The organism is Acinetobacter sp. YH12041 (genome assembly GCF_013419975.1).
GTDB lineage: Bacteria > Pseudomonadota > Gammaproteobacteria > Pseudomonadales > Moraxellaceae > Acinetobacter.
The window spans coordinates 153,324-166,011 of sequence record NZ_VOZC01000006.1 but is presented as its reverse complement, the minus strand read 5'-3'; the positions used below and the strand labels follow the sequence as shown (position 1 = coordinate 166,011).

Genomic DNA, 12,688 nt, shown 5'->3' with positions numbered 1-12,688 from the left:
GGCTTATTCCTCTACACTAACCATATAGTAGACTTGGTTGATCATACCACGGTTAGAAGGCGTATCTTGCACTTCTACAGTATGACCAATACGACGCAGACCTAAACCTTTCAGGCTCAGCTTGTGATTTTTCAAGCGGTGCGATGCAGATTTAGTCTGGGTAACTTTAATCGTTTTCATGATTGATTACCCTTGAATTTGTTCTACTGTTAAACCACGTTTCGCAGCAACTTTCTCAGGAGAAGTCATATCACGCAAACCGTTAAAAGTTGCGTTTACTACGTTAGCAGCGTTTGTAGAGCCATAACATTTAGTTAATACATTACGTACGCCAACAGCTTCTAAAACTGCACGCATCGCGCCACCAGCAATTACACCAGTACCTTCAGAAGCAGGTTGCATGTAAACGCGGCTTGCACCGTGACGAGCATTGATAGGGTGCTGAACAGTACCATCAACAAGGTCAACAGTAATCATGTTACGACGAGCAGCTTCAAGTGCTTTAGAAATAGCAGCTGGAACTTCACGCGCTTTACCACGACCAAAACCTACGCGACCATTACCATCACCCACAACAGTTAATGCTGTGAAAGAGAAGATACGACCACCCTTAACAACTTTGGCTACACGATCAACGGCAACCAGCTTTTCAACAAGACCTTCGTTTTGTTCAACTTTAGCCATGATTAGAACTCCAAGCCGTTTTCACGGGCAGCATCAGCCAAGGCTTTGATACGACCATGATATTTGAAACCAGAACGGTCAAATGCAACTTTAGTAACACCAGCTGCTTTAGCGCGTTCTGCGATTAAAGCACCTACTTTCTGAGCTGCTTCAACGTTACCAGTAGTACCCGCACGTAGAGTAGCGTCTAGAGTAGAAGCTTGCGCTAATACTTTGCCACCATCTGCTGAGATAACTTGAGCATAGATGTGACGCGGAGTGCGGTTTACACACAAACGAGTCGCACCCAATGCACGGATGTGCAAGCGTGTGCTTTTCGCACGACGCAAACGGGATTGTTTCTTTTCGTTCATAAGAACCTCGCGCCTTATTTCTTCTTAGCTTCTTTACGAAGTACAACTTCGTCAGAATAACGAACACCTTTACCTTTATAAGGCTCTGGTGGACGGTAACCACGGATATCTGCAGCGACTTGACCTAGAACTGCTTTATCAGCAGATTTAAGTACGATTTCAGTTGCAGTTGGAGTTTCAGCAGTTACACCTTCAGGAAGCGTATAGTCGATCGGGTGAGAGAAACCAAGGTTAAGATTAACAACGTTACCTTTAACCGCAGCTTTATAACCAACACCGATAAGTTGTAACTTACGTTCGAAACCTTCGCTTACACCTTTTACAAGGTTGTTAAGCACAGCGCGAGCAGTACCAGCTTGCATCCAAGCATCTTTAGATTCAGCTTTAGGAGCAATAACTAGAGTACCGTCTTCCTGTTTTAGCTCGACCAGCGCATGCAGGTTGAAAGACAATGTACCTTTGCTGCCTTTCACTTCGACCTGCCGGCCGTTCTGAGTAACTGTTACACCGTTAGGTACAGTTACTGGGGCTTTAGCCACACGAGACATGAGGAATCACCTATTAAGAAACAAAAGCAATAACTTCACCACCAACGCCTGCAGCACGTGCAGCGCGATCAGTCATGATGCCTTTGCTTGTAGAAACAATTGCAATACCTAAACCTTGCTTAACGCTTGGAAGTGCATCTTTACCGCGATACTGACGTAGACCCGGACGGCTTACGCGTTTCACAGTTTCGATAACTGGCTTGCCTTCAAAATATTTTAAAGTCAAAGTAAGAGTTGCTTTGCCTTCAACTTCAGCAACTTCTACGTTTGAAATATAACCTTCTTGTTGAAGTACGTTAGCAATCGCAACTTTCAACTTAGAATTAGGCATAGAAACAGTTTGTTTCTTTGCCATTTGTGCGTTACGAACACGTGTTAGCATGTCGGCAACGGTATCTTGCATACTCATTTATAGTGCTCCTTACCAGCTTGCCTTAACAACGCCAGGTACATCACCTTGCATTACTTTATCGCGTACCATGTTACGGCTTAAGCCGAACTTACGGAAGTAACCATGAGGACGACCAGTTAAACCACAACGGTTACGTAGACGTACTGGAGATGCATTACGTGGTAATGCTTGTAATTTCATCATCGCATCGAAACGTTCTTCATCTGAAGCATTTACGTTTGCAATGATTGCTTTTAATTCAGCACGTTTTGCAGCGTATTTAGCAACAGTAGCTTCGCGTTTCAATTCGCGATTAATCATACTTTTCTTAGCCATTTCGACCTCTTATTTGAACGGGAAGCCGAATGCACGCATTAGCGCACGGCCTTCGTCATCGGTGCGAGCAGTCGTAGTGATGGTAATGTCCATACCACGAATACGGTCAATCTTGTCAAAATCGATCTCAGGGAACATGATCTGTTCTTTAAGACCCATTGAGTAGTTACCACGACCATCAAATGATTTCGCAGAGAAACCACGGAAGTCACGGATACGAGGAATCGCAATCGAGATCAGACGGTCTAAGAATTCGTACATACGTTCGCCGCGTAAAGTAACTTTACAACCAATCGGCCAACCATCACGGATTTTGAAACCAGCGATAGATTTACGAGCTAACGTAAGAACTGGTTTTTGACCAGCGATAGCTTGCATATCAGAAAGAGCACCATCAAGGAGTTTCTTGTCAGCAGAAGCTGCACCAACACCCATGTTGATAGTGATTTTAGTGATGCGAGGGATCTCCATCACATTCTTAATTCCCAATTGTTCTTTTAATTGAGCTTTAAGTTCGTCGTTGTAACGTGCTTTAAGTCTGGCCATTGCCTTTTTCAACCTATTACTTCGCTACCGCCACTGATTCACCATTAGATTTGAATACGCGAGTTTTCACGCCGTCAATCGTTTGGTAACCAACACGGTCAGCCTTTTGGGTTGTAGCATTAAAAATTGCCACGTTTGAAATGTGAAGCGAAGCTTCTTGAGTTACGATGCCGCCTTCAGCGCCAGTAACACGGTTCGGCTTTTGATGCTTCTTCACCAAGTTAAGGCCTTCAACCTTAACGCGGTCATTAGAAACAGACAGAACAGTACCCTGTTTGCCTTTTTCTTTACCTGCGATCACAATTACTTGATCGCCTTTTTTAATCTTAGCCATGATCGCCTCTTATAGAACTTCAGGAGCCAATGAAATAATTTTCATGAACTGTTCAGTACGAAGTTCACGAGTCACTGGTCCGAAAATACGAGTTGCAATCGGCGCTTTGTTGTTGTTCAAAATAACAGCAGCGTTATCGTCGAAACGAATCACTGAACCGTCTGGACGACGGATACCGAATTTTGTACGTACAACTACTGCATTCATCACGTCACCTTTTTTAACACGTGCGCGTGGAATTGCTTCTTTTACAGTAACTTTAATAATGTCGCCAACAGAAGCATAACGACGATGTGAACCACCAAGTACTTTAATACATTGTACGCGGCGAGCACCACTGTTGTCTGCTACGTCGAGCATAGTTTCGGTCTGAATCATTGCCCTACTCCAAAACCGAGCATCACCGGTCACAATTTCGAAAGGCTCAAAGAGTACTCGAAATTGACCGATGATGCAACAAGAACGTTAATTACTCAGCAGCTGCTTCAACAACTTCAACTAAAGTCCATGACTTAGTTTTAGACATTGGGCGGCTTTCTTTAATGGTTACAACGTCGCCAACTTTAGCTGTGTTGTTCTCATCATGAGCATGTAATTTTGTTGAACGGCGGATTGATTTGCCATACAACGGGTGTTGAACACGGCGTTCGATAAGAACAACGATAGATTTTTCCATCTTGTCGCTTACTACTTTGCCTGTTAACGTGCGGACTGTATTTTCACTCATTGTCCGTTCCCCTGTTTTTCGGTAAGGAGGGTCTTGATACGAGCAATAGTCTTGCGAGTCAATTGCACTTCGTGCGATTTACCCAATTGACCAGTTGCTTTCGCCATACGAAGACGGAATTGGTTTAGCTGTTGCTCATCAAGCAAAGCTGTCAACTCTTCTACCGACTTTTCACGTAGATCTTTAGTTTTCATTACATTACCGTCCGAGTCACGATAGTGGTTTTAAACGGAAGTTTAGCAGCAGCAAGCGTGAACGCTTCGCGAGCTAGGTCTTCGTTAACACCATCAATTTCGTACAAGACTTTACCTGGTTTGATTTGGCAAACCCAGTATTCCACAGAACCTTTACCTTTACCCATACGCACTTCAAGTGGTTTAGAAGTAATTGGCTTGTCCGGGAATACACGGATAAAGATTTTACCACCACGTTTAATACGACGGCTAATTGTACGACGCGCTGCTTCAATTTGACGTGCAGTCATTTGACCACGTTCGATTGATTTAAGTGCGATAGTACCAAAAGATACTGAGCTACCGCGGTGAGCTAGACCAGTGTTACGGCCTTTTTGCACCTTACGGAATTTAGTACGTTTAGGTTGCAACATGGATTATTCTCCTTTTTCAGCAGAACGATCATTGCGACGACCACGACGCTCTTGACCTTCACCACGACCGCGACCGCGTTTAGCTGGACGTTCTTCAGCTGGAGCTGGGTTCATGACTTGTTTCATGCCACCCAAGATCTCGCCACGGAAGATCCAAACTTTAACACCAATCGTACCGTAAGTAGTCTCAGCACGCATAGTCGCGTAGTCGATATCTGCACGAAGAGTATGTAGAGGTACACGACCTTCACGATACCATTCAGTACGAGCAATCTCAGCACCACCTAAACGGCCTGAAACTTCTACTTTGATACCTTTCGCACCAGCACGCATAGTGTTTTGAACCGCACGCTTCATAGCACGACGGAACATTACACGTTTTTCCAATTGAGAAGCGATAGCTTCAGCAACTAGACGCGCGTCTAAGTCTGGACGATCAATTTCGTTGATACTTACTTGCGCAGGAACACCCATAATAGATGTTAATTCGCGTTGTAATTTCTCAATGTCTTCGCCTTTTTTACCGATTACGATACCAGGACGAGCAGTGCTAATAGTTACTTTAGCAGCGCCTGTTGGACGTTCGATAAGAATATTGCTGATCATTGCATTCTTAAGTTTTTTAGTTAAAAACTCACGAACTTGCAAATCTTTAAGCAAGTATTCAGCGTATTGTTTCGGACTCGCATACCAGTTAGCGTTATGACGTTTCACAACACCTAGGCGGATACCGATTGGATGAACCTTCTGACCCATATCAAACCCCTACCTTAACGGTGATGTGACAAGTACGCTTAGTAATACGATCTGCACGGCCTTTAGCACGTGGCATAATACGTTTCAGGCTCATGCCTTCATCAACGTAGATCGTAGAAACTTTAAGGTCGTCTACATCTAAACTGTTATTATGTTCAGCGTTTGCAATTGCAGATTCCAACGCTTTCTTAACCAATACTGCAGCTTTTTTGTTGCTGAAGTTTAAGATGTTAAGAGCGTGCGCAACAGATTTGCCGCGGATAAGATCTGCAACCAAACGAGCTTTTTGTGCCGAGATAGCGGCACCGCGTAATTTAGCAGTTACTTCCATCATAGCACCTATTAACGTTTAGATTTCTTGTCAACACCGTGACCACGGTAGGTACGAGTCGGTGCAAATTCACCAAGCTTGTGTCCAACCATATGTTCAGAGATGATCACTGGAACATGGTTACGGCCATTGTGTACAGAAATTGTTAAACCAACAAAATCCGGGAGGATCATCGAACGACGCGACCAAGTTTTGATCGGCTTACGGTTATTAGCCGCGATAGCCGCTTCAACCTTAGCGAACAAGTGCGCATCGACGAATGGGCCTTTTTTCAGAGAACGAGGCATTGTCAGATTCCTTTACTTGTTACTTAACGCGACGGTCGCGAATAATCATCTTAGTCGTACGCTTGTTGGTACGTGTTTTGTACCCTTTAGCTTTTTGACCCCATGGGCTTACAGGTTGAATACCTTTGTTACGCCCTTCACCACCACCGTGTGGGTGATCAACTGGGTTCATCGCCATACCACGAACGGTAGGACGAACACCACGCCAGCGTGATGCACCAGCTTTACCTAGTGAGCGAAGGTTGCTTTCTGAGTTAGATACTTCACCTAACACAGCGCGGCATTCAACATGAATTTTACGCATTTCGCCTGAACGAAGACGAACGATAGCGTAGGAACCGTCACGACCCAACAACTGAACAGAAGTACCAGCTGAACGAGCTAACTGCGCGCCTTTACCGATTTTAAGTTCGATGTTGTGAAGAGTAGAACCGATAGGCATGTTGCGAAGTGGCAAGCAGTTACCTGGACGGATTGGAGCATCGTTACCAGATTGAACTGAATCACCAGCGCGTAAACCTTTAGGCGCGATGATGTAGCGACGTTCACCGTCAGCATACTTCAACAACGCAATGTGCGCAGTACGGTTTGGATCGTATTCAATACGCTCAACTACAGCTGGGATGCCGTCTTTGTTACGTTTGAAGTCGATTAAACGGTAGTGTTGTTTGTGACCGCCACCAACGTGACGAGTCGTAATGTGACCGTTGTTATTACGGCCGCCAGTACGTTTTTTAGCTTCAACTAGTGGAGCATAAGGCGCGCCTTTGTGAAGGTGATCATGAACCACTTTCTCTACAAAGCGACGTCCTGGAGACGTTGGCTTACATTTTTGAATAGGCATAGTTTTCGTCCTTATTCCGCTGCGCTTTCAGCGGCATCGCCCAAGTCAGCCATTTCAACATCTTGGCCAGCTTTCAGGGTGACGTATGCTTTTTTAACATCAGAACGACGTCCTAATGTTTTACCAAAGCGTTTAGTTTTACCTTTAGTGATCGTAGTGTTAACTTTAACAACTTCTACACCAAACAATTGTTCCACTGCTTTTTTGATTTCAAGCTTGTTTGCATCAAGTGCAACTTTGAATACTTGAACACCAGCAGTTTCACCTAAAACTTGTGCTTTTTCTGAGAAAACAGGTCCTTGCAGGACTTGATATAAACGTTCGTTGTTCATCCGAGTTCTACCTCAATTTTCTTAGCAGCAGCTACAGACATAACAACTTTATCGAACGCGATCAAGCTAACAGGATCGATTGCAGTCGCATCAACCACATCAACGTGTGGAAGGTTACGAGCAGCTAGATACAAGTTCTCATCAACAGCATCAGTAACGATCAATGCACGAGTAGCATTCAAGTCGTTAAGTTTTGCAAGCAATTCTTTAGTTTTTGGAGCTGCAACAGCAAACTCTTCAACTAGAACTAAGCGATCTTGACGAACAAGTTCAGCCAGGATGCATTGCATAGCACCGCGGTACATTTTACGGTTTACTTTTTGAGACCAGTCTTGTGGACGAGCAGCAAAAGTTTTACCACCGCCAACCCAGATTGGGCTACGAATAGAACCAGCACGAGCGCGGCCAGTACCTTTTTGACGGAATGGTTTTTTACCACCGCCAGAAACGTCTGCACGTGATTTCTGAGCTTTAGAACCTTGACGACCACCAGCTAAGTAAGCTGTAACAACTTGGTGTACAAGAGCTTCATTAAATTCACGACCGAACGCAACTTCTGATAATTCAACAGCAGAGCCGGAAACAGTATTTAAATTCACGTTATTTCCCCTCAGGCCTTGATCGTAGGACGAACAGTTACGTCGCCACCAGTAGCGCCAGGAATCGCACCTTTAACTACTAGAACTGAACGTTCTGCGTCGATAGATACAATTTCAAGACCCTGTACAGTTACGCGTTCAGCACCTAAATGGCCAGCCATTTTTTTGCCTTTAAACACGCGACCAGGAGTCTGGTTTTGACCTGTAGAACCTAGAACACGGTGAGAAACAGAGTTACCGTGAGTAGCGTCTTGAGTACGGAAGTTCCAACGCTTAACACCACCTTGGAAACCCTTACCTTTAGACTGACCAGTTACGTCAACGATTTGACCAACTGTGAACAGATCTACACCGATAGTAGCGCCAACTTCACGACCTTCAAGCTCAGCTTCTGAAACGCGGAATTCTTGAACCAGACGACCAGCAGCAACACCAGCTTTCGCGAAGTGACCTTTCTGAGCGTTAGTTACGCGAGATTCGCGACGTTCACCAGTAGTGATTTGAATCGCTTGATAACCATCAGTTTCAAGCGTTTTGATTTGAGTGATGCGGTTAGGATCAACCTCAATCACTGTAACAGGCACAGAAACACCAGCATCTGTAAAGATACGTGTCATACCGCACTTGCGACCGACTAAACCAATAGCCATGTGCATAAACCTCTAAAAAAGCGGCCTAATTAACTTAGAGCGTTAATTAACCCGAAAGCCTTAACCCAATGCGATCTGAACATCAACACCAGCTGCAAGATCTAACTTCATCAATGCATCTACAGTTTTGTCTGTAGGTTGAACGATGTCGATCAAACGTTTGTAAGTGCGGATCTCGTATTGGTCACGCGCATCTTTGTTAACGTGTGGTGATGTTAAAACGTTAAAACGTTCAATGCGTGTAGGCATTGGAATTGGACCACAAACTTGTGCGCCAGTACGTTTTGCTGTTTCTACGATTTCTTGAGCTGATTGATCAATAAGACGGTGATCAAAAGACTTAAGACGGATACGAATTCTCTGGTTAGACATACCAGTTAACTCCAAGCCAAATATATAAAGAATCACTCTTGACGCATCTCACCCCACTATTTTAAGGCAAGTGTCAAGAGCAGTGAAATATCACTAAGGTCGTGATCGATGCCACGACTGTAACGATAGTTAACTACTTTCTTCGCAGTTAACCCCCTTCCTCTCGAAGGGTCGCTTATTATAGCCATTGTTTATTGCATAAGCAAATCCCTTTTACGGTTTTTCTTGCTGTATTTCAATTTATTCGGGAAATCAATTGTTTATTTTTTACTCACTAGGCTGTTTTTTCCAAAACATACTGAATAGCTTGATTTAGTATTTGATTTCCTTGGATAAAATTATTTTTGGTTGTTCTTTTCAGTTGTTGTATGTCCTGTACATATTTTCCAGAAAATTGTGAAATTTCTTCTTCATTTTCCAAAAACAGCTTTAAAGTTTCCGGGGTGATTTCCGGATGAAACTGGAATCCCAAGACATTCTTGCCGAGTTGATACATCTGATTACGACAGGCTTCATTTTCTGCCAGATGAATCGCTCCTTTAGGCAGTTCAAAGGTTTCACTGTGCCATTGCATGATTTCGAACTGTTCAGGCAAGACAAAACAATCCTCGGGTACATGCGCGACTTTTCGTACCGTGGTCCAGCCTAGCTCCTGCTCCTGGTTACGGCTGACGGCCGCACCCAAGGCATTGGCAATCAACTGCCCGCCTAAACATAGGCCAATCGCCGGTTTGCCTTGAGAAAGATAACGGCGTAACCAGCGTTTTTCGATCTTGAGCCATGGATAATTTGCCTCATCATTGACACTCATGGTGCCTCCCATGATGATCAGCAAATCAACTTCTTCAACTGCTGGTAAAGCTTCTATATCGAGTGGACGATCGACGGGTAAAGCAAAGAATTCAGTCGCAGTAATTTGCGCCTGATGCTGCTTTAAAAAATCAATACAACTACCAAAACCCTCACCAGCAATATGCTGAAAATAATGTACTTTTAACTGCGACTTCATGCGCCTAAACCTTTTGTTGTAGCTCTCTGATTTTAGGTTTTGCAAAAATGAAGCCAACTTTTTAGCAATGTCAATTTTTTCAACATTTCACAACATAACTGGCAGCAATAATGAGATTCTCTTAAGCTAAAGCAATATTTGATTACATTTAAGAGCATTCACGTGAAAAAAAATCCTCAAACAGCGCTGATTCATGCACCACGAAAGGCCCCGCAATATATTTCCAGTATTCAACCTCCCCTGTTTCGTGCATCCACCATCATCTTTAACAATACTGATGCCCTATTTAATCGCCACTGGACTGATGACTATGACTATAGCTATGGCACGCATGGTACACCGACGACATTTACCTTAGGCGATAGCATTGCCCAGATCGAAGGCGGTCAATATTGCTTGCTGGCACCGAGTGGTTTATCCGCGATTAATCTCGTGAATTCTTGTTTTTTAAGCCAAGGCGATGAAGTGTGGGTTGCAGATAATATCTATGGTCCAAACATGGAACATTTACGTAATCTGGAAAACCGCTATGGTATTCAGGTCAAAGTCTATAATGCGATAGATGCGGATACTTTTCAGCCCTCGGAAAAAGCCAAACTACTTTGGCTTGAAGCGGCGGGTTCCGTGACTTTAGAATTTCCCGATTTAAGTCGCTTGGTCAAGAAAGCTCAAGCTAACAACATTCTCACTGCGCTGGATAATACCTGGGGTGCAGGTCTTGCCTTTAATGCTTTTGATTTCGGCAATGAACACTTAAGTGTCGATATGACCGTGCATGCCCTGACTAAATATCCAAGTGGTGGCGGTGATATCCTGATGGGTTCAGTGGTTACGCGCAATAAAGAACTGCACCACAAGCTGTTCCGTGCGCATGCCATTCAGGGTATTTCAGTATCAGGTGATGATGTCGCTCAGGTACAACGTAGTCTGGCGTCGATGCAACTCCGATATGAACATCAATCACAAAGCTGCTTAACCTTATTAGACTGGCTCAAACAACAACCAGAATTTGTTCAGGTCTTACATCCGGCTGATACTGACAATGCTGGCCATGAAAACTGGAAAGAAATTTGCAAGCAAGGACATAGTGCCGGACTGGTCAGCGTGATTTTTGACAATAACTACAAGTTGCAAGATATTCGAAATTTCTGTGACAGCTTAAAACTGTTTAAGCTTGGCTTTAGCTGGGGTGGCCCTGTGAGTCTGGTCATGCTATATAACTTAAAAGAAATGCGTGTGCTTGAACATTCACATTTGAAAGAGGGTTTTCTGGTTCGTTTCTGTATTGGTCTAGAACATCCGAAAGATCTGATTGAAGATATTCAGCACGCACTACAAAACATGAAAAAACTTAAAAATGAGTAAATAACAACAGGAAAATCTATGGGTACACCAATTATTATTGCTAAAAAAACCAGTGATACCACGCAAGATATTGTGCTGCATTCACAGCTTGCCAACCGTCACGGACTGATTGCCGGCGCGACCGGAACCGGCAAAACGGTAACCTTGAAAGTTTTGGCAGAAAGCTTTTCTCGCATTGGTGTACCCGTGTTCCTTGCCGATGCCAAGGGAGATGTTTCCAGCCTGGCCAAGCCAGGCGAAAGTAATCCTAAGTTTGATGAACGTATTAAAAGCCTGAATATTGACTCAATTCCTTTTGAAGCTTCGCCGGTCGTATTCTGGGATCTGTTTGGTGAACAAGGCCATCCGATCCGTACTACGATTTCCGAAATTGGACCACTCCTCCTTGCCCGTATCCTAAACCTGAATGACACACAAGAAGGAGTACTGTCCGCCGTCTTTCGGATTGCTGATGATCAGGGCCTGCTACTGATCGACTTTAAAGACCTGAAAGCCATGCTGAGTTATGTCAGCGAACATACTGCAGACTTTAAAGCGGAATATGGCAATCTATCGCCTGCCAGCCTCGGTGCGATTCAACGCAATTTATTGGCACTTGCGGATCAAGGCGGGGATAAATTCTTTGGCGAGCCAGCACTAGACCTGATGGATTTCCTGCAAACGGATAGCCAAGGCCGCGGCAATATCAATCTGCTGGCTGCCGACAAGCTGATGAACACACCGAAGTTGTACGCCACTTTCCTGTTATGGATGCTGTCAGAGTTATTTGAACAGTTACCAGAGGTGGGTGATCTGGACAAACCGAAACTGGTGTTCTTCTTTGATGAAGCCCACCTACTCTTTGATAATGCCAGCCCCGCCCTGCAGGAAAAGATTGAACAGGTGGTGCGTCTGATCCGCTCCAAAGGTGTGGGGATTTATTTTGTCACCCAGAATCCACTGGATTTACCTGAAAGCGTATTAGGACAACTCGGCAACCGTATTCAGCATGCTTTACGCGCTTTCACACCTAAAGACCAGAAGGCAGTCAAAACGGCGGCGGATACCTTCCGTGCCAATCCAGAATTTAAAGTACAGGAAGCGATTACTGAACTTGCTGTAGGTGAAGCGCTGATTAGCTGTCTGGATGAAAAAGGGACTCCACAGATTGTTGAACGTGGCTGGATCATGCCACCACATTCTTCTTTTAGCCCGATTACACCAGAAGAACGTAAAGCACTGATGCAGCAAAGCATTGTCGCTGGTATTTATGAGCAGGAAGTTGACCGTGACAGTGCGCATGAGATGCTGCAGCAAAAAGTACTGGAACTTCAGCAGCAGGCTCAAGCTGCGGAACTTGCCAAGCAACAGGCCAAAGAACAGGAAGCTCTGGCTAAACAGCAAGCCAAGGAACAGGAACGTTTGGCACGTGAACAGCAAAAAGAAGCTGAGCGTGCAGCCAAGCAACGTGAAAAACTGACTCAGGATATTGTGGGTACCTTTGCCAAAAGTGCAGCACGTAGTCTGGGTGGTAGTACCGGACAGAAAATTGTGCGTGGTCTATTAGGTTCCCTCTTCGGGCGCAAATAACCTTCCTTTCTCCGATCGAAAACATCATTTTTATGGGATATTTTTATA

General features: G+C 44.4%; 23 protein-coding genes. 2 read left to right on the top strand and 21 right to left on the bottom strand.

The features are described 5' to 3' along the window. Positions 1 to 3: 3 nt before the first annotated feature. The 21 genes from rpmD to FTU00_RS07205 all read right to left on the bottom strand — a co-directional run bounded on the left by rpmD (position 4) and on the right by FTU00_RS07205 (position 9,706). Positions 4 to 180, bottom strand: a complete 177-nt coding sequence (rpmD, locus tag FTU00_RS07305) for a 50S ribosomal protein L30 (RefSeq protein WP_004786899.1) — start codon at positions 178 to 180, stop codon at positions 4 to 6. A 6-nt stretch (positions 181 to 186) separates the two neighbouring features. After that, complete coding sequence (gene rpsE, locus FTU00_RS07300; RefSeq protein ID WP_004786901.1) at positions 187 to 684, bottom strand: 30S ribosomal protein S5; 498 nt, start codon at positions 682 to 684, stop codon at positions 187 to 189. A gap of 2 nt (positions 685 to 686) precedes the next feature. Further along, the gene (rplR, locus tag FTU00_RS07295) at positions 687 to 1,037 is read right to left on the bottom strand and encodes a 50S ribosomal protein L18 (protein WP_004281497.1); all 351 of its coding nucleotides are present in this window, start codon (positions 1,035 to 1,037) and stop codon (positions 687 to 689) included. Positions 1,038 to 1,051: 14 nt separating this feature from the next. Further along, the gene (gene rplF / locus FTU00_RS07290) at positions 1,052 to 1,585 is read right to left on the bottom strand and encodes a 50S ribosomal protein L6 (RefSeq protein WP_004786903.1); all 534 of its coding nucleotides are present in this window, start codon (positions 1,583 to 1,585) and stop codon (positions 1,052 to 1,054) included. A gap of 13 nt (positions 1,586 to 1,598) precedes the next feature. Beyond that, positions 1,599 to 1,994, bottom strand: a complete 396-nt coding sequence (rpsH, locus tag FTU00_RS07285) for a 30S ribosomal protein S8 (protein ID WP_004786905.1) — start codon at positions 1,992 to 1,994, stop codon at positions 1,599 to 1,601. A 12-nt stretch (positions 1,995 to 2,006) separates the two neighbouring features. Next, the gene (gene rpsN / locus FTU00_RS07280) at positions 2,007 to 2,312 is read right to left on the bottom strand and encodes a 30S ribosomal protein S14 (protein ID WP_004786907.1); all 306 of its coding nucleotides are present in this window, start codon (positions 2,310 to 2,312) and stop codon (positions 2,007 to 2,009) included. Between the two features lie 9 nt (positions 2,313 to 2,321). Continuing rightward, positions 2,322 to 2,858 (bottom strand): 50S ribosomal protein L5, encoded by a 537-nt coding sequence (gene rplE, locus FTU00_RS07275; protein ID WP_004786908.1) that lies wholly within the window; start codon positions 2,856 to 2,858, stop codon positions 2,322 to 2,324. 16 nt (positions 2,859 to 2,874) lie between these two features. Then, the gene (rplX, locus tag FTU00_RS07270; RefSeq protein ID WP_004786911.1) at positions 2,875 to 3,192 is read right to left on the bottom strand and encodes a 50S ribosomal protein L24; all 318 of its coding nucleotides are present in this window, start codon (positions 3,190 to 3,192) and stop codon (positions 2,875 to 2,877) included. 9 nt (positions 3,193 to 3,201) lie between these two features. Beyond that, positions 3,202 to 3,570: a 50S ribosomal protein L14 gene (gene rplN / locus FTU00_RS07265; protein ID WP_001982634.1), complete on the bottom strand. Its 369-nt coding sequence runs from the start codon at positions 3,568 to 3,570 to the stop codon at positions 3,202 to 3,204. A 91-nt stretch (positions 3,571 to 3,661) separates the two neighbouring features. After that, a complete protein-coding gene (gene rpsQ / locus FTU00_RS07260; protein ID WP_004786913.1) occupies positions 3,662 to 3,919 on the bottom strand; it encodes a 30S ribosomal protein S17 in 258 nt (85 codons plus the stop codon). Continuing rightward, a complete protein-coding gene (rpmC, locus tag FTU00_RS07255) occupies positions 3,916 to 4,113 on the bottom strand; it encodes a 50S ribosomal protein L29 (RefSeq protein ID WP_004786915.1) in 198 nt (65 codons plus the stop codon). The genes rpsQ and rpmC overlap by 4 nt, the downstream gene beginning before the upstream one ends. Continuing rightward, entirely contained in the window at positions 4,113 to 4,526 is a 414-nt protein-coding gene (gene rplP, locus FTU00_RS07250; RefSeq protein WP_004786917.1) for a 50S ribosomal protein L16, read from the bottom strand. The genes rpmC and rplP overlap by 1 nt, the downstream gene beginning before the upstream one ends. 3 nt (positions 4,527 to 4,529) lie before the next feature. After that, positions 4,530 to 5,282 (bottom strand): 30S ribosomal protein S3, encoded by a 753-nt coding sequence (rpsC, locus tag FTU00_RS07245; protein ID WP_004786918.1) that lies wholly within the window; start codon positions 5,280 to 5,282, stop codon positions 4,530 to 4,532. Position 5,283: 1 nt separating this feature from the next. Next, positions 5,284 to 5,613, bottom strand: a complete 330-nt coding sequence (rplV, locus tag FTU00_RS07240) for a 50S ribosomal protein L22 (RefSeq protein WP_001982638.1) — start codon at positions 5,611 to 5,613, stop codon at positions 5,284 to 5,286. Positions 5,614 to 5,624: 11 nt separating this feature from the next. After that, entirely contained in the window at positions 5,625 to 5,900 is a 276-nt protein-coding gene (gene rpsS / locus FTU00_RS07235; RefSeq protein WP_004673001.1) for a 30S ribosomal protein S19, read from the bottom strand. Between the two features lie 19 nt (positions 5,901 to 5,919). Beyond that, positions 5,920 to 6,744: a 50S ribosomal protein L2 gene (gene rplB / locus FTU00_RS07230; protein ID WP_005233738.1), complete on the bottom strand. Its 825-nt coding sequence runs from the start codon at positions 6,742 to 6,744 to the stop codon at positions 5,920 to 5,922. Positions 6,745 to 6,755: 11 nt separating this feature from the next. Continuing rightward, on the bottom strand, positions 6,756 to 7,076 hold the full coding sequence (gene rplW, locus FTU00_RS07225) for a 50S ribosomal protein L23 (RefSeq protein ID WP_004786923.1): 321 nt from the start codon (positions 7,074 to 7,076) through the stop codon (positions 6,756 to 6,758). Then, positions 7,073 to 7,675, bottom strand: a complete 603-nt coding sequence (rplD, locus tag FTU00_RS07220; RefSeq protein WP_004786925.1) for a 50S ribosomal protein L4 — start codon at positions 7,673 to 7,675, stop codon at positions 7,073 to 7,075. Before rplD ends, rplW begins: the two co-directional genes overlap by 4 nt. 11 nt (positions 7,676 to 7,686) lie before the next feature. Next, entirely contained in the window at positions 7,687 to 8,325 is a 639-nt protein-coding gene (rplC, locus tag FTU00_RS07215) for a 50S ribosomal protein L3 (protein ID WP_005233737.1), read from the bottom strand. Positions 8,326 to 8,385: 60 nt separating this feature from the next. Continuing rightward, positions 8,386 to 8,697: a 30S ribosomal protein S10 gene (gene rpsJ, locus FTU00_RS07210; RefSeq protein ID WP_000070912.1), complete on the bottom strand. Its 312-nt coding sequence runs from the start codon at positions 8,695 to 8,697 to the stop codon at positions 8,386 to 8,388. A 274-nt stretch (positions 8,698 to 8,971) separates the two neighbouring features. Next, positions 8,972 to 9,706, bottom strand: coding sequence for a type 1 glutamine amidotransferase (locus FTU00_RS07205; protein ID WP_180179428.1), 735 nt, complete (start codon positions 9,704 to 9,706; stop codon positions 8,972 to 8,974). Positions 9,707 to 9,868: 162 nt separating this feature from the next. On the opposite strand from FTU00_RS07205, the gene FTU00_RS07200 reads away from it, so the two are divergent. Then, positions 9,869 to 11,071 (top strand): PLP-dependent transferase, encoded by a 1,203-nt coding sequence (locus FTU00_RS07200; protein ID WP_180179427.1) that lies wholly within the window; start codon positions 9,869 to 9,871, stop codon positions 11,069 to 11,071. Positions 11,072 to 11,089: 18 nt separating this feature from the next. Next, entirely contained in the window at positions 11,090 to 12,640 is a 1,551-nt protein-coding gene (locus FTU00_RS07195; RefSeq protein ID WP_180179426.1) for a helicase HerA-like domain-containing protein, read from the top strand. Positions 12,641 to 12,688: the final 48 nt, after the last annotated feature.